Raw genomic sequence first — 26,193 nt, 5'->3', positions numbered from 1 at the left:
GCATGATCCGCCTCTCCAGGAAGCTCTCTTCAGGATGGTTCGCGGCGGCGGGAGCGGCCGCGCTGTTCAGCTGGTCGGTCCACCCGACGGAGGCATACGCCGCGCAGCTCTCCTGCGGCCAGACGGTCACGGCCGACATCGTGCTCACCGCCGATCTGCTCGACTGCCCCGGCGACGGTCTGGTCCTCGGCGCCGACGGCATCACCATCGACCTCAATGGACACACCGTCGACGGCGTGGGCCTGGGCGTCGGGATCCGCAACAACGGGTTCGACAACACCGTTCTCACCCAGGGGAGCGGTACGTCCGCCCGCGTCCAGCAGTTCGACCACGGAGTGCGGCTCGGCTCCGGCGCTTCGGGCAATGTCGTCAAGGGGCTCACCCTGCACGACAACGAACTCGCCGGTATCGAACTCGACAACGCCGAGGACAACCACGTACGCGACAATCTCATCGACCGGCAGGCCCAGCGGGGTGTCCTGATCACCGGCGGATCGAGCGGCAACGCGGTCGCCGACAACACGATCACCGCCAACCAGGGTGAGGGTGTCCTCGTCCAGGACTCCACCGACAACCGTCTGGAGGGCAATCTGATCGCCGACAGCGGGGACGGCGGGCTGATCCTGGAGGGCTCCGGTGGCAACACCCTGCTGACCAACACCGTCAGCGACAGCAGCGACGGCGCCATCGCCCTGCGGCTCGGCTCGAACGGCAATCTCGTCCGGTCCAATACGTCCTCCCGGAACCAGGACGCCGGGCTGACCGTCTCCGATTCCGCCGGGAACCATCTGCGGTCCAACACGCTCCAGGACAACGGCGACAGCGGGATCGTCCTCCAGTCGGCCCATGGCAACACGGTCACCGGGAACGACGTCAGCAGGAACACCGGCGGCATCGAGCTGAGCCAGGCCCATGACAATCTGATCGAGTCCAATGTCGCCGACCACACCACCGGGGACGGCATCAGTCTGGAGCTGTCGCTCAACAACTCCCTGCGGCTCAACCAGGCGGGCCACAACGGATCACGGGGCATCCTTGTCGAGGGAGAGGCGGCCCCCGGAACCGGCAACCGCCTGGTCGGCAATACCACCGACGCCAATCAGGGCGGTGGCATCTTCGTCTCGAAGGCCGTCCACACCCTTCAGGACAACATCGCCCGGGGCAATGACGGCTGGGGCATCCTCGCCGATCCGGGCAATGCCGACGGCGGGGGCAACCGGGCGAGCGGCAATGCCGAACCCGCCCAGTGCGCGGGCGTCGTCTGCACCCCTTGAGGCTCAGACGGGGCGGAGTCCGGTGATCAGTGACTGGACCACCATGTCGGCCCCCTGGGCGCTCGTCAGCTCCGGCATCTCATGCGCGGCCATGGCGGTGAGATGGACGAGCAGGGAGCGGGCCCAGCCGTCGGGAAGCCCGGGGCGGATGACGCCTTCGCGCACCGCGCGGTCCAGGAAACCGTCGAGCCGCCCGATCAATCCGCGAAGACGCTCCGCCGCCGCCTCGTCCTGCACCTGCCGCACATCCACCGGCAACCGTCTGCTGACGGCGATGATGCCTTCCGCGTAGCGGTGCAGGGCGACCATCACGGGCGCCTCGGTCAATCGCGCCTCGGCGACGACCCGCTCACAGGCATCGAGCTTGGCCGTGTGGACAGCGGCCAGCAGCTCCTCCCGCGTGGTGAAACGGCGGTAGACGGTGCGCCGGTCGACCCCCGCCGCCGCCGCGATCACCGCGATGCTCACCCCGGGGTCGGCCGCCAGCAGGCGCGCGCCGGTCTGGAGGACCGCGTCCAGGTTGCGTTCCGCGTCAGCTCTCATCGTGACCGAAGTCTATGCGGGGCGTGGCAGCCGCACCCTTCAATCACCCCATGCCTGTTGCGTATTCTTTGCCAACTGCCACATAGTTGTGACACTTGATTGGTTCGACATGCCCGCCGCACGGCGTCCGTACCCCGTCAGGAGTCACGCATGAGCCCGGTCCATCTCTCCCTGAAGCTCAAGGAAGCCCTCGACACCCGGGTCTTCGCCACCGTGGCGACCCTGCGGCCCGACGGGAGCCCGCACCAGTCGGTGGTCTGGATCGGGAGGGAGGGTGACGACCTCTTCTTCGTGACCGGTGCCAACATGCGCAAAGTACGCAATCTGCGGCGCGATCCACGGCTGAATGTGATGGTGAACCCGGCGGACGAGCCCTACGGGTACGCCTCGATCAGCGGCACGGCCCGGTTCGAGAGCCAGGGCAGCCGCGAGCGCATGGACCGGCTGGCCGTCAAGTACACCGGCAGGACCTATGCCGAGCACAACCCGGCGGCCCACGCCGTCCTGCCGGAGCTGGTGACCGTCCGGCTCACCCCCGAGAAGATCGCGGCGCGGTTCCTGTGAGCCCCCGACACGAGCGAGGAGGACCGCGATGAGGACCTATGTCATCACCGGAGGCACGGACGGCATCGGCAGGGCACTCGCCCACACCTGTCTGGAGCGGGGCGACGAGGTGGTGGTCGTCGGGCGCGACGCGGCGAAGGGCGAGGCATGGCTGAGGACCGCGCGACGACACGGCGCGGCCCCCCGGGCCCACTTTCTCCGCGCCGATCTGAGCCTGCTCTCGGAGACCGGCACCCTGCTCGACACGCTCCGGTCGTCCTTCGCGAAGGTCGATGCCCTGGTGCTGTGCGCCCGCCACTTCCGTACCACCCGCCTGGTCACCGCCGAAGGCTTCGAGAACACCTTCGCCCACTTCTATCTGAGCCGCTTCGTCCTGAGCCACGGGCTGACGGACCTGCTCGACTCCGCCGACCGGCCGGTCGTCCTCAATGTCGCGGGCCCCGGCGGCGCAGGACGGATCCACTGGGACGACCTCCAGCTCACCCGCGACTACGACGGCCATACCGCGCTCGCCCAGGGCGGACGCCTCAACGACCTGCTCGGCGTGGCCTACGCGGACCTGCGGCCGGGGACACGCGTGCGGTACGTCCTGTTCCACCCGGGGACGGTCAGCACCGGCTTCTCCGGGGAGTACACCCCGGACACCCTGTCCCTGATCGCCGCCCTCCGCCGAACCGCCCGGCCGGTCCGGGAAGCCGTGCTCCCGGTCCTCCGCGTCCTCGACAGTCCGCCCGCCACCCCGCTCAGCGCCTTTGTCCGCGACGCACCCCTCCTCCCCCACGGCCCCGCCTTCTCCCTCGAAGAGGCCCGCCGGCTGCGTCTGCGCACCGAGGAGCTGCTGACGGCCCACGCCCCGGCCACCAGGACCGGTTGACCCTCCCGGGCGAGGCGGTGCCGGGGACAGCGCCGGCCCGGCCGCACTCGGCGTCTTCCCGCTCTGGGGCCTGGTCCGCCCCTGGGGGCGGATCCTGCCGCGCTGGACGCTCGCCCTCCACGGCCGACGGGTGCCGCGCCGGCTCCCGCTCACCGGGCCGCCCCGCACCCGCCCGGCGGCGTTCAGTCCTGACCCACCTGGGTGAGCCCATGGTCCCCCACCCGGTCCTGCACCGTGCGGAGCAGCACCTTGAGCAGCGCGGCGAGGTCCTGCTGCTCCTGCGGGCCGAGCCCGCCGAGCAGTTCCGCCTCCCGGCGCAGCACCTGGTCGACCGTGGCCTCGACCAGCTCATGGCCCGCAGGGGTGAGGGAGACCAGGACGGTACGGGGCCGGCCCCCGCCGGGCACCCGGCGGACCAGCCCCTCGTGCTCGGCGCGGGCGACCCGCTGGGAGATCGCTCCGGCGGTGACCAGGGAACGGCTCGACAGCTCACGGGTGCTGAGGGTGTACGGGGATCCGCTCCGCCGCAGCGTGCTCAGCAGGTCCAGGGTGGCGGCGTCCACCCCCGCCTGGGCCAGCACCCGGCGCCGGTCGTCACCGAGGAGTTTGGCCAGCTGCCAGACGGGGGTGACGATCCCGATGGAGGAGACCGGGGTACCGGGCCGTTCACGCTCCCAAGCTGCGGCGATGTCCTCGGCGGTGTCGGGGACTCCCGGGCCCCGCTCACCCGGCGCTCCCGCCGCCGGGCCGGAAATCTCTGTCACAGCGCTCTCCCCGGTGTTAGATTCAGATCTAAATTAAGACCTAAACGTAGACCTGACCATACCGCACAAGGGGTTCCTCATGGCTCGCGACATCCTGATCACCGGCGGCGGCACGGGCATCGGCCGCGCCCTCACCCGGCACTTCACGGAGGCGGGCGACCGGGTCGTCGTCACCGGCCGCCGCCAGGACCCGCTGACCGCTGTCGCCCGGGAGACCGGCGCCCGCGCCGTGGTGTGCGACCACACCGACCCGGCGGCGCTCACCGCACTCCTGGCGGAGCTTCCCGCGACACTCGACGTCCTGGTCAACAACGCGGGCGGCAATACCGACTTCACCGAGGCCGACGCCGACGCCGGGACCGGGCCCGGTCCCGACCTCCGGGGCACGGCGGCGGAGCTGGCGTCCCGCGCCCGCGCCTTCCGCGCCAATCTGGACGCCAATCTGCTCACCGCAGTCCTGACCACCCTCGCGGTCGGCGAACGGCTCACCCCCGGAGGCGCGGTGGTCCAGATCGGCTCCATCGCCGCCGACCAGGGCGCCGGCTCCTACGGCGCCGCGAAGGCCGCGCTGACCTCCTGGAACCTGGACCTGGCCACCGAACTCGGCGCCCGGGACATCACCGCGAACGTGGTGTCCCCCGGATACACCCGGGAGACGGAGTTCTTCCGCGACCGCCTCACCGACACCCGCCGGGAGCAGCTGGTGTCCGCGACCGCGACCGGCCGCGCGGGCACCCCCGAGGACATCGCGGCGACCGTCGCCTTCCTCACCTCCCCCGGCGCACGCCACATCACCGGCCAGGTCCTCCATGTGAACGGCGGCGCCCACCGCACCCGCTGACCTCCTGCGGCAGGCCGGTGGCAGCCGGGGTCCGCCGGGCTCAGCCCAGGAAATCGGTCAGGGCGTCGATGACGGCCCGGGGCTTCTCCTCGGGGATGTAGTGGCCGCAGTCGGCGACTTCCCGCACGGTCACATCCGTGCCCTTGGCGGGCATCAGATCGCGGAGATAGGGGTAGTTGCTGTCGCCGCCGCCGAGGACCAGGAGCGGCACGGTCACCGGCCCGTAGGCGCGTTCGTCGGCGATGTCACGGTTGAACGCCTGGTACCAGCCGTTTCCGGCGCGGATGGCGTCAGGGGTGGCGTAGGCGTGCGCGTAGACCCGGCGGGAGAAGTCGTCCAGGGTGTCCGGGTCGTGTGCCATGGACGTGAAGAGCCAGTCGATCAGACTCCGGGAGCGGCCGGCCAGCAGCTCCTCGGGCAGGCCCCTGACCTGGTTGAAGGCGAGCCACCACAGATGGACCCGGCCGCCGATGACCGGGCCGGTGGCCTGGTCCGGGCCGGGGAGCAGGGTGAGCGCGGCGAAGCTCGCGTCCGGGTGCGGGACGTCCAGCAGGACGGCGCGGGTGGTGGCCTCGGGGTGGTTGGCCGCGTGGGCGTAGGCCACCATGGCGCCGATGTCGTGTCCGGCGATACTGGCGGAGGTCAGTCCGAGGTGGCGGATGAGTTCACGGATGTCCTGGGCCATCGTCTTCTTGTCGTAGCCGCCGTCGGGCTTGCCCGAGCCGCCCATGCCGCGCAGGTCGACGGCGATCACCCGGTACCGGCGGGCGAGTTCGGGCATGACCTTGTTCCACTGCCACCAGGTCTGCGGCCAGCCGCCCAGCAGGATCAGCGGCTCGCCCGTGCCACCCTCCACATAGTGCAGCCGGACTCCGTTGACCTCGGCATGGCGGCTGGCGAACCCGGGGCCGAGCCGGCGGGCGAGGGCTTCGTCGCCCAACTCCTCGTGTGCGGGGGTGTTCGGCGCGTCGTTCGCGGGGTGGGTCAGAGGTGTGGGCATGGGAAGTCCTCCAGGGATGAGCCGCCGAGGGCGGCAGGGTCGCGCGGGGACGGAGAGCAACCGTACGACTTTCTCGTACGATCAACTGTACGAAATCTTCGTACAGTTGGGCTGTCGCTGTCAACGGGAGCGGTTCATCCGGGAGAGGGCTCCCGTACAGTGAGGTCATGGAGGATCTGCACCACCCCGACACCTCGGACATCCGCCTGGTCGACGTCCTGGCGGCGCTGGGCCACCCGGTCCGCCTGGAGGCCGCGCGTACGCTGGCCAACGGCGAGGAACGGTTCTGCGGTGAAATCCTGCGCGATGTACCGAAGTCGAGCATGACCCACCACTGGCGCATGCTCCGGGAGAGCGGCGTGATCCGCCAACGGCGCGACGGCCGGAAGTTCTTCCTCACCCTGCGCCGCGACGACCTCGACGCCCGCTTCCCCGGCCTCCTGGACCTCGTCCTCACCGACCGGGCCGCGCCCTCGCCCTCGTAAAGCGCTGCGTGGAGCAGGTCCAGCAGGAAGCGCGGCCCTCGGCGTGGACCGGCGTCGGTTTCCCGGGAACCCGACCGGGGTTCCAGCCGACTTCTGGCACACAGGACGCCGACACAAGCGAGGGGCCGAAAGATGAGTGATCGGTACGGGCAGGACCGCCGTGGAGTGCTGCGGACCATGGTGGGGGCGACGCTGGGTGCGGGAATCGCGGCCACCGCGGCGGCGGGTCCGGCGGCAGCGGATCCGGTGACGATTCCGGTGCCGGAGAGCGCCGCGGACGGTGACCGGAAGCGGGTGGAGGTGGCCGTACTGCTGTACGAGGGGTTCACGGCGCTGGACGCCGTGGGGCCCTATGAGGCGCTCTGCCGGGTACCCGGCGTTCGCGTCACCATGGTGGCCGCCAAGGCCGGGCTGGTCCGGACGGACACCGGCGAGCTGGGAATCGCCGCGGCGAAATCCCTGCGCCAGATGCCGCGTCCCGATGTGCTGCTGATCCCCGGCGGCGGCGAGCTGGGGACGACCTCCTCGATGTCCAACACCCAGGTCCTCGACTGGATCCGCCGGGTCCACCGGCACACCATCTGGACCACCTCGGTCTGCACCGGTTCACTGATCCTCGGCGCGGCCGGGCTGCTGCGCGGGGTGCCCGCCACCACGTACTGGGCCTCCCGCCCCTATCTGAAAGAGGTCGGGGCGATCTACACGCCGGGGCGGTTCGTCGAGGCCGGAAAGATCATCACGGCGGCGGGGGTCTCCGCCGGGATCGACATGGGTCTGCACCTCGCCGCCCGCCTCTCGAACGAACAGATCGGCCGGGCCATGGAGTTGGCGGTGGAGTACGACCCCGATCCCCCGTTCGGGACCGGCAACCCGGATACGGCGGACGCGGAGACCCGGGCCCTGGCGCTGAAGCTGATCGCGGGCGCGGCGGTCTGACCCCACGGCCGGGGGCGACGCGACTACGCCGGCAGGCGGGGCACGCTCGCCATCAGGCGCTGGGTGTACGGGTGCTCCGGCGCGCCCAGTACCCGGTCCGTCGCCCCCTCCTCCACCACGCGCCCCTTCTCCAGGACCGCCGTACGCTCGCACAGCGACGCCACCACCGACAGGTCGTGGGAGACCATCACCAGGGTCAGACCGCGTTCCTCGCGCAGTTCGTGGAGGAGGTCCACGACCGTGACCCGGGTGGTGACATCCAGCGCGCTGACGGGCTCGTCGGCGAGGAGCACCCGTGGATCGCACACGATCGCGCGGGCGATGGCGATCCGCTGCCGCTGGCCGCCGGAGAACTCGTGCGGATAGCGGTCGGCCGTGTCCGCCGGGAGACCGACCGCGGCCAGCGCGGCGGCCACCTTGGGCGCCGCGCTGCGACGGTCGTCCAGGCCGAGCGAGCGCAGCGGCTCGGCCACGGTGTACCCGATGCGCCGGCGCGGGTCGAGCGAGGAGTACGGATCCTGGAAGACGCACTGCACACCGCGCCGGAAGCGCCGCATCAGCTCGCGGTCCCGCGGGCGCAGCTCGGTGCCGTCGAAGCGGACCGTGCCCGTGGTGGGCCGGGCGAGCCCGAGCAGCAGCCTGAGCAGCGTGGTCTTGCCGGTGCCCGACTCGCCGACGAGCGCGAGGCTCTCCCCGGCGGCGACGGCGAGGTGGATGTCGCTCACGACGGGCGCGGCGCCGCCCCGGTAGGCGTAGGAGACGCCGTCCAGTTCCAGTACGGGACCGGTCGGGGTGGGTGTCATCGTGTCCTCCGTCGGTCCAGGGCGTGCTCCAGTCGGCGGGCGCTGTCCACCAGGGCCGCGGTGTACGGGTCGCGGGGCGCGCGCACCACGTCGCGCACGGGCCCCTCCTCGACCGCCCGGCCGTCCTTGAGGACGATGACCCGCTCCGAGGTCCGCGCCACCACCGCGAGGTCGTGGCTGATGAACAGCAGCGCCATCGCCCGCTCCCGTACCAGTGTGCCGAGCAGGTCGAGCAGGTCGGACTGGACGGTGACATCGAGCGCGGTCGTCGGCTCGTCGGCGATCAGGAGCCGGGGATCGCAGGCCAGGGCCATCGCGAGGGCGACCCGCTGCCGCTGGCCGCCGGAGATCTCATGGGGGAAGGAGCGGGCCAGCCGTTCGGGTTCGGGCAGCCGGACCTGCTGGAGGGCTTCGAGGACGGCGCGGCGGAGCGCGGTGCCCTTCAAACCCTGGTGGCGGGCGAGGGGTCCGGCGATCTGACGGCCGACGCGCATCAGCGGGTCGAGCGCGGTCAGGGGCTCCTGGAAGACGATCGCGGCCTGTCGGCCCCGTACCGCGGTGAGCTGTTTCTCGGTGGCGCCGATGACCTGGGTGCCGGCCAGTTCGACGCTGCCGGTGGCGGTCATCCCGTCGGGCAGCAGCCCGAGGGCGGCGAGCGAGGTCAGGGACTTGCCCGACCCCGACTCGCCGATCAGGCCGAGGCGTTCGCCGGGGGCGACGCTCAGGGAGAGATGGTCCACGAGCACACGCCCGTCGGCGGTGCGGACGACCAGGTCGCGGATGGCGAGGATGCTCATGCGGACCTCTCGCGGGTGGTCGGGTCGAGGGTGTCGCGGAGCCCGTCGGCGGTCAGGTTGACGCCGATGACGAGGGCGACCAGGAGGATCCCGGGGGCGAGTGCCCCGATCGGGGCGGTGGTGAAGGTGGCCTGGGCCTCCAGCAGCAGCCGGCCCCAGGAGGCGTTGGGCGGCGGCGCGCCGAGCCCGAGGTAGGACAGGCCCGCTTCGGCGAGCACCGCGAGGCCGAACTGGAGGGCCAGGTTCACCGCGAGGGTGGGCCAGATATTGGGCAGGACATGACCGGCCACGATCCGTCCCCAGGAGGTGCCGGAGGTGCGGGCGGCGGTGATGTACTCCTGGGCCAGGACCCTTTTGACCAGGATGCGTACGAGCCGTGCGACGACCGCGCTCTGGGCCAGGCCGATGGCGAGGACCGCCGAGCCGAGGGTGCCGGAGCGGGCGGCCACGACGAGCATCGCGAGCAGCAGGGTCGGGAAGGCGATCAGGATGTCGAGGAGGACGGAGAGGGTGTCGTCCAGCCACCCCTGGGCGAAGGCGGCGAGCAGGCCGAGCACCAGTCCGAGGGTCCCGGCGATCAGGACGGAGCCGAGTCCGGCCTGGAAGGCGATCGTGGCGCCGTTCATCACCTGGGTGAGCAGGTCCCGGCCGAGCTTGTCGGTGCCGAGGAGGTGGTCCCCGTCGGGCCCGGTGAGCCGTCCGCCGGAGGTGTCGTCGGTGGCGTACGGGAGCCAGAAGAGGGCGACGAGGGCGAGCAGGGCGATCGAGCCGGCCAGTGCGCAGCCGGTGATCAGGGTGTACGAGCGGCGCGCGGTGCGGCGCTTCGTGTCTGCTTCGACACGCCGGGGCCCGGCCGGGGTGGCGCTCGTGGCCACGGGTTCGAGGGACGTCACCGGGGGCCTCCCGACAGTCCGGCGCGCAGGCGCGGGTCGACGATCCGCTGGACGATGTCGGCGGCGAAGCCGATCAGCAGGACCGCGAGGGTGGACACGAACAGCACGCCCTGGATGACGGGGTAGTCGTGCTGGGTGATGCCGGTGGTGAGCAGGGAGCCGAGCCCCGGCAGGGCGAAGACGGACTCCACGACGACCGCGCCGAGCAGGGTGGAGGCCAGTTCGATGCCGAGGATCGCGATGACCGGTACGGAGGCGTTCCGCAGCCCGTGCCGCCACATCGCGCCGCCGAAGGAGGACCCCAGCGCGCGTGCGGTGCGCAGATGGTCGCTGTCGAGGACGTCGAGGGTGGCGGAGCGCACGTACCGGATCAGGGACGCGCTCATCACCAGGGCGATGGTGATCACCGGGAGGACGAGCGAGCGGACCGCTTCGCCGGGCCGGTCCCAGCCGTCGGGCGGGAAGCCGCCGGCGGGGAACCAGCGGGCGTTCACCGCGAGGACCACGATCAGGATCATGCCGAGCCAGAACACCGGGATGGCGATGCCGAGCTGGGAGACGCCGTTGAGCAGGGCCCCGTACCAGGTGCGCCGCTTGTGGGCGGCGAGGAAGCCGGCGGGGACGGCGATCAGCACGGCCAGGACGAACGCGGCGAGGGTGAGCGGGAGGGTGACCCTGAGCCGGGTGGTGACCTCGGGCCCCACCGGCAGCGAGCTGACGAAGGAGGTGCCGAGGTCACCGCGGACCAACTGGCCGATCCAGTGGACGAACTGCTCCGGCAGGGGGCGGTCCGAACCGATCGACGCGCGGGCGGCGGCGATCTGCTCGTCGGTGGCTCCGACGGCGGTCAGCGCGTTGGCCGGGTCGCCGGGGAGCATCCGCAGCAGGACGAAGAGCACCACGCTCGCCAGTGCCAGCGAGACCAGCAGGAAGGCGAAGCGCCGCAGGAGGTAGCGCGTCATCAGCCCTTCTTGATGTCGTAGGCGTAGAACTGCGAGTTCAGGCCGTTGAGCGGGTATCCGGAGAGCCTGCTGTTGGCCACCACGATCTGCGGGTAGAGGTAGAGCCAGTCGCTGGCGGCGTCCTCGGCGGTCCTGCGGTTGACCTTCTTCAGCAGCTCGGTCTGTCCGGCGGCGGTGGAGGACTGTTCGGCCTGCTCGACCCACTTGGTGACCTGCGGGTTGTCATAGCCCCAGTAGAAGTCCGGGTTTCCGTACCAGACCAGGTCGCGGTCGTTGACGTGCTCCTGGAGCGTGGCCTGGAAGTCCCGGTTCTTGTAGACCTTGGTGTACCACTCGTCCGAGGTGATCGTGTTGATCTTGACGGTGATGCCGACCTTGGCGAGCTGGGAGGCGATGAAGGTGGCGGCCGTGGGGTGCGGGTCGTAGTTGGGGGTGTCGAGGGTGAGGTCGAAGCCCTTGGGGTGACCGGCTTCGGCCAGCAGCTTCTTGGCGCGCTCGGGGTCGTGGGCGTCGATCGCGGTGAGGTCCTCGTACCACGGGTCGGTGGGCGGGACCATGGAGCCGATCAGCTTGCCGTGGCCGCCCCAGACGGACTCCAGCAGCTTCTTGTCGTCGATGGCGTAGGAGACCGCCTGGCGGACCCGGGTGTCGTCAAAGGGCTTCGCCTTGTCGTTGAAGGCGAGCAGCAGCTTGGTGGTGGAGTTGCCCTCGGTGACCTTGTAGCCGGGGTTGTTCTTGAACTGGTCGAGGGCGTCGGGCGACTGCTCGCTGGTGACCACGTCGACGGCGTTGGTCAGCAGGGCGTTGTTGAGTGCGGTCGCGTCCTTGAAGTAGCGGAAGACGACCTTCTTGTTGGCCGCCGCGTCGCTCCAGTAGTCGGCGAAGCGGTCCAGGCTCAGGGCGGAGCCGCGGGTCCACCGGTCGAGCCGGTAGGGGCCGGTGCCGTCCTCGCGCTGCTTGAGGTCCTTCGCCTCGGCGTTGACGATCCACACATAGGTGAGGTTGTAGATGAAGGAGATCGACTTCTGGGAGAGCGTGACGGTGACGGTGCGCGGGTCGGGGGTGGCGATCGTCTTCACCACGGAGAGGTTCTTCTTCCGTGCCGACTGGGAGTCGGGGGCGAGCACCCGCTCCAGGCTGTGCTTGACGTCCTTGCTGGTGAGCGCCTTGCCGCTGTGGAAGGTGACCCCGTCACGGAGGGTGAAGGTGTAGGTCAGGCCGTCAGGGCTGATCTTGTGGGACTCGGCGAGGAGCGGTTCGACCTTGCCGCCGTCGGTGAGCTTGAACAGCCCTTCGTAGACATTGCCGTGGAGGGCTTCGGTGACTCCCTGCCCGCCGCCGCCGGTGTTGTCGAGGTTCTGCGGCTCGTAGAGGGAGCCGATGTTCACGGTGGCGTCCGGGTCGTGCTTGCCGCCGGATGCGGTGCCGGTGGAGTCGCCGGCGCAGGCGGTGAGGGTGAGGGCGAGGACCGCGGCGGTCGCGGCGGAGACGGCGGAGGACCTGCGAAGGCTCTTGGTGCTCATGACAGAAGAGTGCGCTTTCGTGCTGCGGCAATCGAGGGTGCCGGGACGACTGGCGGGACGACTGGCGGGGGTGCCGGGGTGGCCGGCGGGGGTGCCGGGGTGGGATCAGTGCTGTGCGGGGACGCCGTCGCGGAAGACGGGGCGCTTCTCACCGGCCGCGACCGGCAGGTGGAAACGGTTCTGCCGCGGCGGCATCGGACAGTTGTACTGATCGGAGAATCCGCAGGGCGGCACAAAGGCCCGGTTGAAGTCCAGGCGGACGGTTTCCTGACCGGTGCGGGTCACGAAGAGGAAGCGGCCGGCGCCGTAGGTGCTCAGCCCATTGGTGGGGTCGCCGAAGACCAGCAGCAGCACACCGTCGTCGTCGAAGGCGCCGAGGGTGTAGTCGCGGCCGTCGACGGTGAGCCGGATGTCGCCGGGCACGACCAGGTCGCGGGTGCCGCCGTTGTCCCGGATGTGCTCGAAGGCGACCTTCCGGGCCCCGGTGACCGGGGTGTACGTGGCGTCCAGCACCCACGCCGGGTCGTAGGGGAAGACCTCGGTGTGCTCGAAGGCGCGGATCGCGGGGGCGTCGGCGTCCCAGAAGCGCAGCCCGTGCTCCGGTTCACCGGTGACGAGGTCGGTGCGCTCGACGGTGGTGACCGTGACGGTCGCCGGCTGCCCGGCCCGCTCGGCCGCCGGGTCGGGGAGCTGTCCCGCGGGGAGCCAACGGGTCTCGACGAGGGCGAGGTTCCCGGTCGCGGAGGTGACCGCGCGCCGCCGCTCGGCACACCACGCTTCCCACTCCCCCACGGGATCGGGGGTCGGGGACACGGGAACGGCGGGGTGGGACACGGCAGCACTCATTCACATAGATGTTCGATGGAATCACGCCCAAACACCACACAGCGTGAGGTTCAACCCAAAGCTTGATCTTTATCTTCCATAAGTCGGACTAATGTCAAGGTGCTGACAAATGGCGAGACAGGACATGAGACGGCGTATACGGCGGTACGGGTCGCCGACGGCATGCCGGCACCTATCGGCCCACCGCCCAACGCCCTGCGCCCGGCGGCCACTTAGGACGGGTCCGGCTTCGGGCGACCCCGGCGGGGGTCCCGGGCATCGCGGCCCGCACCCGCCGCCCTCTGAGACCGTCGCCACACTGCGCGGCGCCGCCGCCGGCGCGACGCCGATCCCTCTGGCGACCGTACGATCACAGAGGGTCACCCTTCTGGAGCGGCTGATCGTCGGCGCGTCCAAGGACAGTCGAGCGCGAATGGCCAGGCACGGACGGCCCGGCACGGGGATGGATCAGGGGCCCACGGCACGAAGGTGGGTACTGATGTTGACGATTCCGCCCCGGCGCGCGCCATGGCGGTGCCATGCTGAACGCGCTGATGCGGGATCTTGCGCCGCGTCGGCTGTCGGGCATGTTCAGACCGTTGCGGACCCGTCCCGGGGCGCCGATCAGGTCGGGGCCGTACGGCCCATCTCCTGGTCACCGGCCCCCGCGGCCCGGTCCGTGGCTTTTGGCCGCCCCGCCACGGTTTCCCGAGGGGCTCGCCGGTCCCCGCCGTCGCGGCGCGGATCAGGGAAGGGGAACACCATCATCATGTCCTCACGCTCCGCCTTACGCCCCGTGCCGCGGGTCGGGTCGCACCGGCGGCTGACCGCGTTGCTGGCCACGGGCGCACTGTTCTGCTCCGGTTTCGTGGCGGTGGCCGCTCCGGCCGCGACCGCCGCCCCGGCGCGCACGGCCGCCCCGGCGGCGTACATCGCCAACAGCGAGTCGGACAATGTGTCGGTCGTGGACACGGCCACCGACGCGGTGACCGCGACCGTACCCGTCGGTGACAGGCCCTCCGGAGTGGCGGTGACCCCCGACGGCAGCAGGGCCTATGTCACCAACCGCAACGCCGGTTCGGTGTCGGTGATCGACACCGCCGGCCCCGCCGTCACCGCCACCGTGTCCGTCGGCGACGGCCCGTTCGGTGTGGCGGTGACCCCCGGCGGGAGCAGTGTCTATGTCACCAACTTCCAGTCGGACTCGGTTTCGGTGATCGACACCGCGACCAACACCGTCACGGCCACCATCCCCGTCGGCAATCTGCCGAACAGCGTCGCGGCCGCCCCGGGCGGGGACCGTGTCTATGTGAGCAGTGGCGCCGTGGTCTCGGTGATCGACACCGCCACCAACACCGTCACCGCGACGATCCCCGTCGCCAGGCCCAATGGCCTCGCGGTGACGCCCGACGGCACCCGGCTCTACGTCAGCTCGCAGCATGCGGGTGTGGCCACCGTGATCAACACCGCGACCAACGCCGTCACCACCACCGTCCCCGTCGGGAGCACCCCCTTCGGTGCCGCGGTCTCCCCCGACGGATCCCGGGCCTATGTGACCAACATCGGCGGCAACAGCACCTCCGTGATCGATACCGCCACCGACACCGTCGTCGCGACCGTCGGTGTCGGCTCCACCCCGATCGGCGTCGCGGTGACCCCCGACGGCGGCGAGGCCTATGTCACCAACAGCAACAGCGGCACCGCGTCGGTGATCGACACGGCCACCAATGCCGTCACCGCGACCGTCCCCGTCGGCAGTGGCCCGTACGCGGTCGCATTCGCCCCGGCCGCCGCGACCTCCGCGGACATCGACGTCGATGTCACCGCCCGGCCGAACCTGGGCATCCTGGTCCCCTACCTCACCTACACCCTGACCGCCCGTGACCTGGGCCCGAACGCGGTCACCACGGCCACCGTCACCGCGACCCTGCCGCCCGGCGCCACCGCCACCGGACTGTCGCCCGGCTGCACCACCACCGCCGGAACCGTCACCTGCGCCTACGGCGCCATCGCGACGGGAGCCAGCGTGAGCAAGACGTTCCGCGTACCCCTGCACCTGCTCTCCCTCGGGCCCGTGAAGGTCACCGGCACCCGGACCGCCTCCTCACCCGCCGACCCCAACCCGGCCAACGACAGCGCCTCCGCCAGCTGCACCGTCGTCTCCATCCTCCTGGCCACCTGCTCCTGACCACCCCGGCCCCGGCGGGCGGCGGATCCCGCCGGGGCACCGGCCGCCGTGCGTCCGGTCGGGAGTCGAGCCGGGATCGACCGGCCCGCCCGTGAAGGATCCGGGACGAGCTGTGGCGCCCGTCCTGCCGGTACGCCTCCAGCGACCGTCAGAAGTCCTTTAACCTCACCCCATGCCTCTCACCGTTGATCAATTGACCGGGTACACGACGCGCGAGCTGCACGGCGACCTGGCGCGCTGGTTTCCCGACGAGCCGCAGGTCGACATCCCGGCGTCGACCCGCCCGGTCGAACCGTTCCTCGCCAGGCTCCCGCCCGACGCCGCGACCGCATTGGCAGAATTCGACCGCAGGGTCCGCTCGGGATCCCTGCCGCAGTGCCTCGACATATACGACTGGTCGTACGCCTTCGGCTTTGAGGCCAACGACTGCCGGATCCTCGACTCCGACTATGAGACGGAGCTGTCCGACGACGATGTGTGGTCCATCGGCGCCGACGGAGGAGGCAACTACTACGTCGTCCTCACCAGCGGCAGGGTCGCGGTGTGGTTCCACGAGGAGGAGGTCATCGAGGCCGGCACACAGTTCGACAACCTCGATGTCTTCCTCTGGTCGATCGTCCGGTACCACGCCGTACGGTCCGGCGCCCTCGACCTGGCAACGGTCGAGGCCGACTTCCACGCCCTCGGGCAGCCCGGAGCGCTGGCCCCGGGGATCGGGCTCCTGGCCTCACTGACCTGACGTCGGAACGCCGTAGACCGGCAGCACCCGTACGAGCCCCGCCGCGGCTCACCCCGGCCGTTCGGGCATCACGGTTCATCACCGGGGAAGGTTTGGACGATATCCCCATACGCCAGATGTCCCCAGCTTTTCGGGATCGACGCGAGGGAAGGAGCCGATCGGTCCACCGGGCCGGACGGCGGTCGCGGCGGGCAGGAACCCCATGGACGGGCCGCGGGCCTCGGCGGCATACTCCGAGGATGTGTTTCCGCCGGAACAGTGGCAGCAGCCACTACATCTGTCTCCCGTGCCGCAACGCCGTCAAGAGGCGGGCCGCGGCGGACCACACTGTCCGCTGCCCCCGCTGCGCCCGCGCGATGATCGACGCGGGTCAGGATCTCGCCGTCCCACGGCGGAACGACCGCGCCGGGTGGCGGGCGCTGACCGCCGTGCTCGGTGCCGGGCTGACCTTCCACTCCGGCTGCTGCGACGGCCCCGGCTGGCGACCGCGTCGCCCCCGTGAGATCTCCGAGCGCCTGACGGCGGCGGCTCGAACGGGGGTCCCGGTGTCGGTCGCCCTCGCTGCCCAGGACCCCGGGAAACTGGCCCCACAGCCGCCCGGACCACGCGCCCGGCACGGCTTCCCCCACTGATCCGGCGTGCCACGACGGCACGGGGCGGCACTGGATGCGGACGGCATGGGTGGTACCGCACACACGGACGTACGCGATGGACGGTCCGATCGTGGTCGGTGTGGACGGATGCCGGGTGGTCAGGGCGGTGGTGAGGCAGGATCCCGGTGGAGATCGGCGCCCGTGCCGGCGGGGGATTCGTCAGAGAAGACAAGGGTGACAGACTCGGACACGCTGCGGTCGTGCAGGACGATCTCCAAGGGAGGGGCCAGTGCGAGGACCCCGAGGACCCCGAACCCCAGCAGACCGATCCGGTCGCCCTTCTTCGGCCGTCCGAGGAAGCCGGGCAGGGCGGGCTTCGGAAGCCTCGGGACGGGCCACTGCCTGAGCAGACCGGCCGACGGAGCACGGTGCCGGCCGACGCCGGGTACCTGCCCCACAGGCGCTGGGGTACTGCCCGTAGATTCTGTCCCTGCCGACTGCGGGCCGGTACCCCGCGACGTCGGGGGTGCTCCCCAATCCAGGTGAGATCGGTCGTGCCGGATCTCGTGCTCCCCGCGCGCCGCGGGGGTGCTGTACCGGGGATGCGGCCGACGGGAACGGCCGCCGTCATCCGACGGTGGCCGTTCGTCACCTCCCCTGGTTGTTCTGGTGGTCGGCGTCGTGAACGTGGCGGCCTGTGGCGACGCGAGTCCGCCTCGGGCCGATGCCAGAAGTGACTGATTGCCGATATCCGGTTCGACCGGTCTCACCTCGAATGATTGAGGGCATGCCGCTCAGTCGGCACATGCCGCGCACCCGACTCTCCGCCGTACGGCGAAGGCTCTGCCGAGAGCGTGCAGCAGGACTCCACCCTCGTCAAGAACTCCGGCACCCGCGCAGCGGATGACGCCGTACCGCCCGGGTTGCCTCCGGTCTGATCCGGACCCGTCACCCGGGCGGTACCCCATCACCCTCGCGCGGTCAGTCCGCGATGCCGTAGTAGTCGGTGAGGAAGGCGATCACCGCCGCCGCGTGCGGAAGAAGCTGCGGAAGGTGGGTGGTGAGGGCCGCGCGGGTGGCCGTCGCCAGCTCGTGGCTCGTCGTGGCGGAGGATCGGACATACGGGTCCAGACGGCGGATGAGTTCGTAGTTGCTGGCGATGTCCAGGTCCTTCATCGCCTTCTCCAGCGGTGGTGCGCTGGGCGGTGGGATGGGCGGGAGGATGCGGGAGATGTAGGTGACGCGGTGGAGGACGCGCCAGCAGGGGGGTTTGTGGTCGCTCTGGCGGGCCTGCCGGAGGGCCGCGGCGTTCGCCTCGTTGCTGTTGGCGAGCCAGACGGGGTCGGCGACCTTGTTGTAGAAGTCGTCGAAGTGGGAGGTGTCCTCGGCGAGGTAGAAGGTCATGAAGCGGTAGGCGTCCACCTTGCCGGGGGCGAGGACGGGCTTGCCGTTCAGATAGACCGCCTTGCCGTCCTGGCCGTACTTCTGGAGGTCGTTGGTGGGGTTGCACACCACGCTGAGGCTGTGGGAGCGGGTGGCCTCCCGGGAGCGGTGGCGGGTGACGGTCATCCCGCCCCCGATGGACGCGTCGAACTGGAGGCCGACGCCGATACCGGCGATCTCGAAGTCGATCTCCAGGGATGTGGTGACCGAGCCGGAGACGCTGTAGGAGCCGCCGGTGGTCTCGGTGACGACATCGACCGTGCTCGTGGTCTCGGCGAAGAAGCCGCCGTCCGCCGTCCACACATAGGTGTTGGCGATGTTGCGGTTGGCGAAGGAGTCCTGGGAGCGGGTGGCCGCGTTCTTCGCGGGGGTGCTCGGTGAGGCGCCGATCGCGGAGCCCAGTACCCGTGCCGCGAGTTCCTGCGTCGGGTCGGAGTCATGGGTCTCGGTGGAGACGGCGTTGTAGTACGCCTCCAGATGCTGGCGCTCGCGCAGGATCCTGCGCTTGAGGGCATAGGCCTCGCGGGGCTTGAAGTAGCTGTAGTCGCCGCGCTGGGAGGCGTTGGGGTAGGAGGGGTCGAGGACCTTGCCCTGGTCGTTGAAGCCGACCGCGCCGTCCAGGGTGCCCTGCTTGGTGTACTGGGGGTTGATGGGGAAGGTGATGATGTTCCAGTCCCGGGGGATGTCCGGGTTGGGGGTGATCCGGTAGGCCACCAGGGTTCCCGAGTGGGCGAGCCGCAGGGCGTAGACGTCGGCGGTCTCGGACTGGACGAGGGCGTACCCCTGGTTGGCGGGGACATAGCGCTGGCCGATGGCGCTGTTGAGCGGCGCCGTCCTGTCCTCCCAGTGTCCGGTGAGGGTGGCCGTGGTGGCGTAGTCGGTGGTGGTGCCCTGGGAGACGCTGGTCTCGTCGGTCCAGGTGTTGACGTACTCCATACCGCCGCCGATCCGGGCGCGGAGGGCCACGGAGGCGAGTGGCTGGGCGGTACCGATACCGAGGGGGGCCGTGATCATCAGGATGTTCTCGTCGATCTCGGCGCCCGCGGCGAGGTTGAAGGAGGCGTTGACGCTCCGCTCACGGTCGGAGGAGAGCGTCGAGGTGATGCTGTCCGCCTGCTGGAAGGTGACGCTGGAGCAGCCGGCGGGTTCGGTGGTGGTGGTCGTACTGGTGAGGTTCTCGGAGGGGACGGGGGGCGCGCCTTCGATATAGCCGATGAGCTGGGGGTCGAACTGGATCTGGCTGACCCATTCGCTGACCAGGTCGCCGACCTTGTAGCCGGTGGTGAGGTTCCAGGCGCTGTCCTTGATGTGGCTGTAGCAGCGCTTGAGGACGCCGAACGCCTCGCCGGAGGCGGTGTACTGGAGGTCGGCGTACTCGGCGGCGGCGGGGGGTGTGGAGATCGTACGGTGGAAGGGGGTGGCGACGGGGGCGAGGGCCGAGCGGACGGCGGCGGTGTCGGTGGAGACGGGTGCGGTGGACTGGACGACGGTGGGGCGGCTGGTGCCGGTTCCCAGGTCGAGGTTGTTGCCGCGCAGGGAGTGGTCGGCGACGGTGGCGGCGCTGGTGGTGGTGGAGGCGCTGTCGAAGGGCCAGTAGCCGAGGAGGTCCTTCTTGTCGCCCTTGAGGCGGGTGAAGAGATTGTCGAGGAGTTGTTCCCGGGTGCGGGCGGTCTGCCAGATCCGCACCTCCTCCAGGGTGCCCCGGAAGAAGTCGGCATGGGTGGTGCCGCCGGTGTTGATGGCGCCGAGGGTGAGCTGACTCCCGCTCCAGCCACGGAGGGTGACGGTGTTGACGGCGGTGGACGGGAGCGGCTGGCCGTTGCGGTAGATCCGGAAGGTGCTGGCGGTGGGGTCGGGGTCGGTGGTCCAGCGGGCGCCGCGCAGCCGGAGGGTGTGGCCGCCGGCCGGGTCCTGGGTGGTGCTGCCCTCGTTCTCCTCGAAGGACCAGCGGGACACCAGTCCTTCGTCACGGGGCTGGAGCGGGGTGCCGATCTGGGTGGTGTCCCGGGCCTTGCTCCAGATCCGGACCTCGCCGAGGGTGCCGGTCAGCGGGTGGACGGCGGAAGCGGTCCGGGCGCGGCCGATCTCCAGCGGTCCGTCGTTGCCGCGCGGGCCGGGGCCGGTGTAGCGGCCGGTGCCGATCTCCTGGCCGTCGGCGACGAAGACGATGTCGTCCCAGGTCTTGGTGTCGACCCGGTCGATCACCTCGACCGTCTGGGTCTTCTCCTTGCCGTCCGCGTCCTTGTAGGTGAAGTCCTTTGTGCCCTTGATCTGCTCCATGGACTTTCCGCCCCGGCGGACCACGGCGAGCCGGTGGAAGCCCGGGGTGATGGTCCCGTTGGAGGTGTAGCGCCGGACCGAGGGGCCGGGTTCCTCGAAGGCGAACTCCAGCCGTCCGCCGGGGAGTACGGAGAACTGGTAGGGGACGCTGCCCGAGCTGTCACCGAGCTGCCCCTTGGAGACCAGCCCCTGCCGGGTGCCGACCGCGTCGATCGTGGCGGAGACCTCGATGGTCAGATCCTCGGTGAGGTCGAGCTGGTCGGAGTCCGGTGTCTCCGCCCAGGAGGAGCCGTCGAGACGGAGCCCCCAGGACTGCTCGTACACGGCGGCCAGATGGGACCATTCCCCGGTCGGGCAGGTCCGGTCGCTGATCCGGATCTGGTCGGCGACCTTGGCGATGACCTGGTAGCCGAGGGGGGAGTCGGCGTTGTCCGCGTTGCCCCAGACCCCGCCGTGGCGCACCGCGGTGGAGCGGTCGGTGAAGAGCAGGGCCCCGTCACTGTAGGAGGTGCTCTTCTGGTAGCTCCACGCACCGGTCAGTCCGGATTCGTCGCCGGTGACGGGCCGGTCCCTGAAGGCGGTGACCTCCGCGTCGGAGCGGGCGGTGCTCCAGGTCCGCAGTTCGGCGAGGTGTCCGTTGAACATGACATAGGTGCCGGTGTCGGACCGGCCGACGATGATGTAGGTGGCGTTCGCGGGGAGGGTGGCGGCGGTGCGGCGGGCGACCTCGGCGCCGTCCCGGTAGATGACCTGCGCCTTGGTGGTGCGGTTGAAGGTGACCGCCCAGTGGTGCCAGTCGGTGTCGCTCCAGGTGGTCGTGGTGGTGAGCGTCTCCACGGAGCTGCCGGTGCCGAAGCCGAAGCTGAAGGCGCCGCTCGCGGTGAAGCCCATGGTGAGTCCGTTGGTGCCGCAGGCGACGACGGTGTCCGCGCTGGTGCGGTTGGCGGAGCGCTTGAGCCAGCACTCGATGGTGAAGTCCGTCCCGGTCGGGCTGGCGTTGTTGATCTGCATGGCGCTGATGCCGTTGAGCGCCATGGCGCGGGCGGCGGGGAGCAGCATCAGGGAGCTCTTGGTGTCGCCGGACTCCAGTTGGACGAGCCGCTGGCGGGTCGGGGGCGTGGTGACGGGGTCGGGTTTGGCCCAGGCCTCCACGGTGAGGTCGCCGGCGGGGGCGGCGAGCTGGGGCAGTTGGGCGGTGGGCAGCGAGAGCCGCTGGGTGGTGCCGTCGAAGGAGAGGGCCCGGCCGGGTGAGTCGCCGCGCCAGCGGGTGCCGTGGCCGGGGGTGGCTCCGGTGGCGGTGCCGTTGGGGATCAGGGTGTCGGCGCTCTCCGCGCCGACGGCGATCCAGCGGGAACCCCGTGCGAGGGAGGCTCCCGGGCGGGACGCGGTGGCCTGGGCAGTGTCGTAGCGCACCAGGGAGACCACGGCGTTGGTCAGACCGGTCGCGAGGTCGCTGGCGACGGTCACGGCGGTGGCGCCGCTCTGCACGGCGGAGGTGACGCGGTAGCGGCGGCTGCCGATCTGCACAAAGCTGGCGTCGGTGAGTTCGAGGGGGCTGCCGGCAGCGAGGGTGAGGCTGCGGCCCGTCGCACTGGCGACGGTGCCGATCCTGACGGGTTCGTCCGGGAGACCGTTGATCACTCCGGCCAGGTCCCGGGCGCGGCGCGGGACGTTCTGGAAGGTCTCGGTCTCGGTGGCCCGGGTGATGGTCAGCGTGCACAGGGTGGTCGCGGCGCCGGCCGTGACGGTGATCGTGGTGTCCTTGCCGATGTCGACACCGGGGTCGCGGGCGGTGAAGAGGATCGTTCCCTCGGTCCCGGAGAGCCGCTGGGTGGACCGTACGGTGGCGGTGTCCAGATAGGCGGCGGAGAACTGGCCGTCGCCGCTGCCCCGGTAGTAGAGGGCGACCCGGCCGGTGGCGCTGTCCAGCAGGAACGGCGTGGTGTCGGCCTTGGCGAAGGTGAGCAGGGCCCCGGAGGTGCTGAGGCCGCCGGCGTCGGTGCCGATCAGCGGCACGGCGAGCGTGGTGTCGGCGGCCCCCTGCGCCCCGCCGGTGAGCCGGGCCAGCTCATCGCGGGCGCTGTCCAGCTCCAGGCCCTTGACGGTGCGCTGGTTCTCCTTGTCCGCGATGGAGTTGTCCAGCGTCGCCTCCTGTTCCCGTTTCTCGTGGTTGAGCACATCGGGCGCGTAGCCGAGCAGGGGCTGGATGCTGATCTGGGATGCCTGGCCCTGTTCCTGGATGGTGTTCCCGCTCAGGTACTTCCCGCTCGCGACGTGCTTGAGGGTCTGGCGGTAGCGGTTCGTGTCGTACGAGCTGCTGAGAACCCACTGGGCGGAGTCCGGCAGCGGCTGGGCGAAGGAGCGCCGCTTCAGCACGAGGCGGGCCCCGGCGGCGGTGCTGCCGTTCTCGGTCTCCACGACCCGGTAGCCGCCGGCCTCCAGGTCGACGATGGCCACCCGGACGTCCCAGGCGGAGCTGCTGGGGAGGGGCAGCAGCTGCCAGCGGTACATCCGGTTGAGCAGGCTGACCCGTGCGCCGTCGGCGGTGCCGCCGTCGGCGCCCAGGATGCGTATCTCCGTACCGGAGAGGGCGAGGCCGACCTCCCGCCGCAGGATGTCGGTCACCCAGGGGTCGGAGGGGAGGGCGCGGTCCGGCCCGAGGGCGGTCCGCTGGTTCCGCAGTCCGGTGATCTCCGTGCCCAGCTGGGCGGTCTCGTTCTGGAGGGTGGTGATGCGCTGGTTGAGGGTGTCGGCGGTGGTGGAGGAGGGGGGCGGTTGGGGGAGGGCGGTGAGGGTGACCACATCGGGGATCTGGGAGAGCCGCCCGTCCAGGCCAACGCCGAAGTCGACGGTGGCGACGGCGGGATCGCCCGTGGTGGTGCCCGTGGGCCGGGTGCCGCAGGCCAGCAGCACCCGGGCCTGCCGCTTGGCGGGCTGGACGGTGCCGCTGTGACCGGCGGCCAGATTCTCCTGCTGGTAGTAGACGGAGGCGGTCAGTCCGGTGACGACATCGCGCCCGCTCAGGGTGAAGCTGTCCCGGCGCACCCCGGGGTGGTCCCCGATGGGCGCCTCGGAGGCCACCCAGGAGCAGCTGCCGGTGAAGGTGCCATGGGCGCCGGTGTCGCTCTGGTCGTAGGCGGTGCTGCCGGTCGCCTCGTCGAGACGGTAGTAGGCCACCAGTCCCGGTTCGTTGCCGATCAGCCGGTACGAGCGCTCCTCCGCCAGCTCGCTCTGGGTCCGGGCCCGGTTCCAGATCCGTACCTCGTCGATGACGCCGGAGTAGGTGCCGCCGACGGCGGAGGCGGCGTTGATGCAGAGGCTCGACGTACCGCCCGATGTCCTGGCCAGGGTGCCCTGTTTCACGAGGGAGCCGTTGACGTACAGGGAGGCGGTGGTCCCGTCGTAGGAGGCCGCGATATGGGCGTACACCCCGACCTTCAGGACGTTGTAGATCCACACACTGCCGTTGGGGTGGCTGAGTTCCAGGTGGCGGTCATCGGTGGGATTGGCGTACGGGCCGACCTGGTCGGTGTAGACCTTCAGCCGGAAGCCCTTCTGGAACGAGTAGTCCGCCTGGGACACCACCGAGCCGCTGCGGGTGCCCGGTTTGACCCATGCCTCGATCGTGTACGGGCCCGAGCCGAGGCCCAGGGCGGGGGTGCCGCAGTCGATCCAGTTGTTGCCGGTGGCGTCGGGGAAGGCGACCGCGCTCTCCGCGTGGAGGGCCTCCGGCAGGACGGGGACCAGCGGGCGGCCGGTGAAGGGGCAGAAGCCGGGGGCCCGCTCGTAGACCGATGTCCGGTACTGGGGGTCGGGGCTGGTCCAGTAGCGGGTGCCCTGGGTGTTGAACAGGCCCTCGACGCCCTGCTCCACACTGAACGAGTCGATCCGTTTGGTCGTGGAGTTATGGGCGAAGAACTGCCAGCGCTGCCGGCCCTGTACGGCGGTCGGGGTGAGGACGGCGGTGAAGCGGCCTCCGGTCAGGTTCCGGATGAACGCCAGCTCCTGGGTGGGTTCATGGAACGGCCTGCCGTCCATGTCGGTGGCGCCCAGGCTGTCCTTGGCCGACTCGGGGCTGGTCCGGTGGCGGCTGCGCCGGAAGCGGACCTCGCTGACCGGTTTCAGGGCGCCGCCGACGAGGAGGAAGCGGTCGCAGAGCAGGGTCGCGGCGGCCACCGGCACCTTGGTCCCGGCGGTGTCCTTCACATAGTCGGTACGGGAGGCGCTGCCGGAGCTGCCGCCCCCGGTGAGGAGGTGGACGGCGTCCGCGTGTCCGCCGTCGATCGCCTGCCGGAGCACCACCACATGGGTGCCGTCCGACAGCACCTGGAACGGCACGGCGGGCGCGGTCAGCCGGGCGGTCGAGGAGAGGAACAGGTCGGTCTCGTCGTCGGCGAGCAGCTCATCCGCGCCCGCCTCGCTCCGCCCGCCGCGTTTGACCACGGGCAGGGCGGTCGCGCCCGCCACCGCGTAGCCCACTTTGACGATCTCGCGCGGGAAGGGCAGTTCGACGGGGTTCTCGGACCAGTAGGCGGCGTCCAGTTCCCCCTTCGCGTCGTCGTGGACGGAGAGGTCGAGCACCGTGTAGACGATGCGGCGCTGCTCGTCCAGGGCGAAGGCGAGGGCCGTTCCCTGGTGGCGTGTCATCGTGGTGTTGGTGTAGCGGCGGTCGCTGTAGACCTTCTGGAGACTCTGGTCAGCCGGGGTCATGGGCCTTCCGTCCTTGAACGGCCGCCGCCTCCTCCGCCCGGAGGCGGCGGAGCGGGGCACGGGTCAATGGGTGGATCAGAGCGCGGGCATGACGGCTCGACCCGTCCCGAAGGGAGCGCGTCAGGGAACGGGAGAACGAGCCGGGCACAGCAGACCACACCCCGACCTCACCGAAAATCGAACAGAAGGCCCGCCAGGGTCGTACAGAAGCAGAATGGCTCATATAAGCGACTTATCAAATGAGTCGCCTCATTTCCCCCTGGCCGAATACGACCGCGACCCTGCCGCCTCCGGCACGGCGCCCTCCCACCCGGCCCGGCCGCACACCTCTCGCCGAGCCGGGCCCACCAGCCGGGCCACCGCCGGCCGGCGACATCTCGGACCCACCACACCGTGCCGCCCCGACGGGAAACAGCACGAGAAATGCGCAGGCTCACCACCACGCCGCTTACCGGCAGGTAGCGGGGAGAACGACCTGATCCGTCCTCTCGGAGCCGGGCGACTCCCCGTACGCGTGACGGACACCCCCGGTTCTCAGCGCCCGTCGCGGGTGAGAAGTCCGTCCAGCAGGTGCTCCAGCGTGTCGGTCATCTGCGCACGGGTCGCCTCGGGATCGTCGGAGTGGGCGACCATCAGCGCCGCCTCGTCGAGGGCGCCGAGGAGGACATGGGCCAGGGGGGCCACCGGGCGGGTGGTCAGCGCTCCGCTCGCCATCGCCGCCTCCAGGGCCTTCGAGATCACCCCGAGGCCGTGCTCCTGGCCGATCTCCCGCCAGCGCCGCCAGCCCAGCACACCCGGGGCGTCGAGCAGCAGGATACGTTCCGCGTCCGGCTCGGCGAAGGCGTCCAGAAAGGCGCGGGCACCCGCCTTGAGCGCCTGGACAGGATCGGCGGCGGCCCCCATGACCTCGTCGGCGATCCGCTCGGTCAGCTCGGCCTCGACCGCCTGAACCGTGGCGTCGAAGAGATCGGTCTTGTCCCGGAACTGGTGGTACAGCGCCCCGCGGGTCACCCCGGCGGCCCGGACGATCTCCTCGGTGCCCACCCCCGCGTAGCCGCGCTCGGCGAACAGCCCCCGGGCGGCGGCGACAAGGGCCTCCCTGGTCGCCCGGGAACGCCGGGTGTGCTTGGTTCCGCTCGATTCCATCCTGCCCCCT

General features: G+C 70.7%; 21 protein-coding genes. 9 read left to right on the top strand and 12 right to left on the bottom strand.

Annotated elements, in window-relative coordinates:
* Window positions 1-2: 2 nt before the first annotated feature.
* Window positions 3-1,274, top strand: a complete 1,272-nt coding sequence (locus ABT354_RS01465) for a right-handed parallel beta-helix repeat-containing protein (RefSeq protein ID WP_351487375.1) — start codon at window positions 3-5, stop codon at window positions 1,272-1,274.
* A 3-nt stretch (window positions 1,275-1,277) separates the two neighbouring features.
* Here ABT354_RS01465 and ABT354_RS01460 read toward each other — a convergent pair whose 3' ends face one another.
* Window positions 1,278-1,817 carry a TetR family transcriptional regulator gene (locus ABT354_RS01460; protein ID WP_351487373.1) on the bottom strand — a complete coding sequence of 180 codons (540 nt, stop codon included), beginning with the start codon at window positions 1,815-1,817 and terminating at the stop codon, window positions 1,278-1,280.
* A 150-nt stretch (window positions 1,818-1,967) separates the two neighbouring features.
* Here ABT354_RS01460 and ABT354_RS01455 point away from each other — a divergent pair, with 150 nt between their 5' ends.
* A complete protein-coding gene (locus ABT354_RS01455) occupies window positions 1,968-2,381 on the top strand; it encodes a PPOX class F420-dependent oxidoreductase (protein ID WP_351487371.1) in 414 nt (137 codons plus the stop codon).
* Between the two features lie 28 nt (window positions 2,382-2,409).
* Complete coding sequence (locus ABT354_RS01450) at window positions 2,410-3,255, top strand: SDR family NAD(P)-dependent oxidoreductase (RefSeq protein WP_351487369.1); 846 nt, start codon at window positions 2,410-2,412, stop codon at window positions 3,253-3,255.
* Between the two features lie 182 nt (window positions 3,256-3,437).
* On the opposite strand, the gene ABT354_RS01445 is transcribed toward ABT354_RS01450, so the two are convergent.
* Window positions 3,438-4,019: a MarR family winged helix-turn-helix transcriptional regulator gene (locus tag ABT354_RS01445; protein WP_502983297.1), complete on the bottom strand. Its 582-nt coding sequence runs from the start codon at window positions 4,017-4,019 to the stop codon at window positions 3,438-3,440.
* Window positions 4,020-4,098: 79 nt separating this feature from the next.
* Between ABT354_RS01445 and ABT354_RS01440 the strand changes: the two genes are divergently transcribed.
* Window positions 4,099-4,860, top strand: coding sequence for an SDR family NAD(P)-dependent oxidoreductase (locus ABT354_RS01440; protein WP_351487367.1), 762 nt, complete (start codon window positions 4,099-4,101; stop codon window positions 4,858-4,860).
* A 40-nt stretch (window positions 4,861-4,900) separates the two neighbouring features.
* Here the strand turns inward: ABT354_RS01440 and ABT354_RS01435 are convergent, their stop codons facing one another.
* On the bottom strand, window positions 4,901-5,860 hold the full coding sequence (locus ABT354_RS01435) for an alpha/beta fold hydrolase (protein WP_351487364.1): 960 nt from the start codon (window positions 5,858-5,860) through the stop codon (window positions 4,901-4,903).
* 167 nt (window positions 5,861-6,027) lie between these two features.
* Between ABT354_RS01435 and ABT354_RS01430 the strand changes: the two genes are divergently transcribed.
* Complete coding sequence (locus tag ABT354_RS01430; protein WP_351487363.1) at window positions 6,028-6,345, top strand: ArsR/SmtB family transcription factor; 318 nt, start codon at window positions 6,028-6,030, stop codon at window positions 6,343-6,345.
* A gap of 132 nt (window positions 6,346-6,477) precedes the next feature.
* The gene (locus ABT354_RS01425) at window positions 6,478-7,281 is read left to right on the top strand and encodes a DJ-1/PfpI family protein (RefSeq protein WP_351487360.1); all 804 of its coding nucleotides are present in this window, start codon (window positions 6,478-6,480) and stop codon (window positions 7,279-7,281) included.
* Window positions 7,282-7,304: 23 nt separating this feature from the next.
* Here ABT354_RS01425 and ABT354_RS01420 read toward each other — a convergent pair whose 3' ends face one another.
* The 6 genes from ABT354_RS01420 to ABT354_RS01395 all read right to left on the bottom strand — a co-directional run bounded on the left by ABT354_RS01420 (window position 7,305) and on the right by ABT354_RS01395 (window position 13,105).
* Window positions 7,305-8,084, bottom strand: a complete 780-nt coding sequence (locus tag ABT354_RS01420) for an ABC transporter ATP-binding protein (protein ID WP_351487357.1) — start codon at window positions 8,082-8,084, stop codon at window positions 7,305-7,307.
* A complete protein-coding gene (locus ABT354_RS01415) occupies window positions 8,081-8,881 on the bottom strand; it encodes an ATP-binding cassette domain-containing protein (RefSeq protein WP_351487354.1) in 801 nt (266 codons plus the stop codon). The genes ABT354_RS01420 and ABT354_RS01415 overlap by 4 nt, the downstream gene beginning before the upstream one ends.
* On the bottom strand, window positions 8,878-9,774 hold the full coding sequence (locus ABT354_RS01410) for an ABC transporter permease (protein ID WP_351487351.1): 897 nt from the start codon (window positions 9,772-9,774) through the stop codon (window positions 8,878-8,880). The genes ABT354_RS01415 and ABT354_RS01410 overlap by 4 nt, the downstream gene beginning before the upstream one ends.
* Entirely contained in the window at window positions 9,771-10,736 is a 966-nt protein-coding gene (locus tag ABT354_RS01405) for an ABC transporter permease (RefSeq protein ID WP_351487348.1), read from the bottom strand. Before ABT354_RS01405 ends, ABT354_RS01410 begins: the two co-directional genes overlap by 4 nt.
* A complete protein-coding gene (locus ABT354_RS01400; RefSeq protein WP_351487346.1) occupies window positions 10,736-12,259 on the bottom strand; it encodes an ABC transporter substrate-binding protein in 1,524 nt (507 codons plus the stop codon). The genes ABT354_RS01405 and ABT354_RS01400 overlap by 1 nt, the downstream gene beginning before the upstream one ends.
* 105 nt (window positions 12,260-12,364) lie before the next feature.
* Entirely contained in the window at window positions 12,365-13,105 is a 741-nt protein-coding gene (locus tag ABT354_RS01395; RefSeq protein WP_351487343.1) for a DUF1684 domain-containing protein, read from the bottom strand.
* Window positions 13,106-13,853: 748 nt separating this feature from the next.
* On the opposite strand from ABT354_RS01395, the gene ABT354_RS01390 reads away from it, so the two are divergent.
* The 3 genes from ABT354_RS01390 to ABT354_RS01380 all read left to right on the top strand — a co-directional run bounded on the left by ABT354_RS01390 (window position 13,854) and on the right by ABT354_RS01380 (window position 16,643).
* Window positions 13,854-15,272 (top strand): beta-propeller fold lactonase family protein, encoded by a 1,419-nt coding sequence (locus tag ABT354_RS01390; protein ID WP_351487340.1) that lies wholly within the window; start codon window positions 13,854-13,856, stop codon window positions 15,270-15,272.
* Window positions 15,273-15,444: 172 nt separating this feature from the next.
* The gene (locus ABT354_RS01385; RefSeq protein ID WP_351487337.1) at window positions 15,445-16,011 is read left to right on the top strand and encodes a hypothetical protein; all 567 of its coding nucleotides are present in this window, start codon (window positions 15,445-15,447) and stop codon (window positions 16,009-16,011) included.
* Window positions 16,012-16,250: 239 nt separating this feature from the next.
* The gene (locus ABT354_RS01380) at window positions 16,251-16,643 is read left to right on the top strand and encodes a hypothetical protein (RefSeq protein ID WP_351487335.1); all 393 of its coding nucleotides are present in this window, start codon (window positions 16,251-16,253) and stop codon (window positions 16,641-16,643) included.
* A 119-nt stretch (window positions 16,644-16,762) separates the two neighbouring features.
* On the opposite strand, the gene ABT354_RS01375 is transcribed toward ABT354_RS01380, so the two are convergent.
* From ABT354_RS01375 to ABT354_RS01365, 3 genes are all read right to left on the bottom strand, one after another.
* The gene (locus ABT354_RS01375) at window positions 16,763-17,062 is read right to left on the bottom strand and encodes a hypothetical protein (protein WP_351487332.1); all 300 of its coding nucleotides are present in this window, start codon (window positions 17,060-17,062) and stop codon (window positions 16,763-16,765) included.
* Window positions 17,063-17,585: 523 nt separating this feature from the next.
* Window positions 17,586-25,037, bottom strand: a complete 7,452-nt coding sequence (locus ABT354_RS01370) for a LamG-like jellyroll fold domain-containing protein (protein ID WP_351487329.1) — start codon at window positions 25,035-25,037, stop codon at window positions 17,586-17,588.
* A gap of 534 nt (window positions 25,038-25,571) precedes the next feature.
* Window positions 25,572-26,183, bottom strand: a complete 612-nt coding sequence (locus ABT354_RS01365) for a TetR/AcrR family transcriptional regulator (RefSeq protein WP_351487326.1) — start codon at window positions 26,181-26,183, stop codon at window positions 25,572-25,574.
* Window positions 26,184-26,193: the final 10 nt, after the last annotated feature.

The sequence above is a fragment of the Streptomyces sp. NPDC000594 genome (assembly GCF_040299965.1).
Taxonomy (GTDB): Bacteria; Actinomycetota; Actinomycetes; order Streptomycetales; family Streptomycetaceae; genus Streptomyces.
Note: the sequence above shows the minus strand (reverse complement) of the source record. Positions and strands in the feature narration are given on the sequence as shown.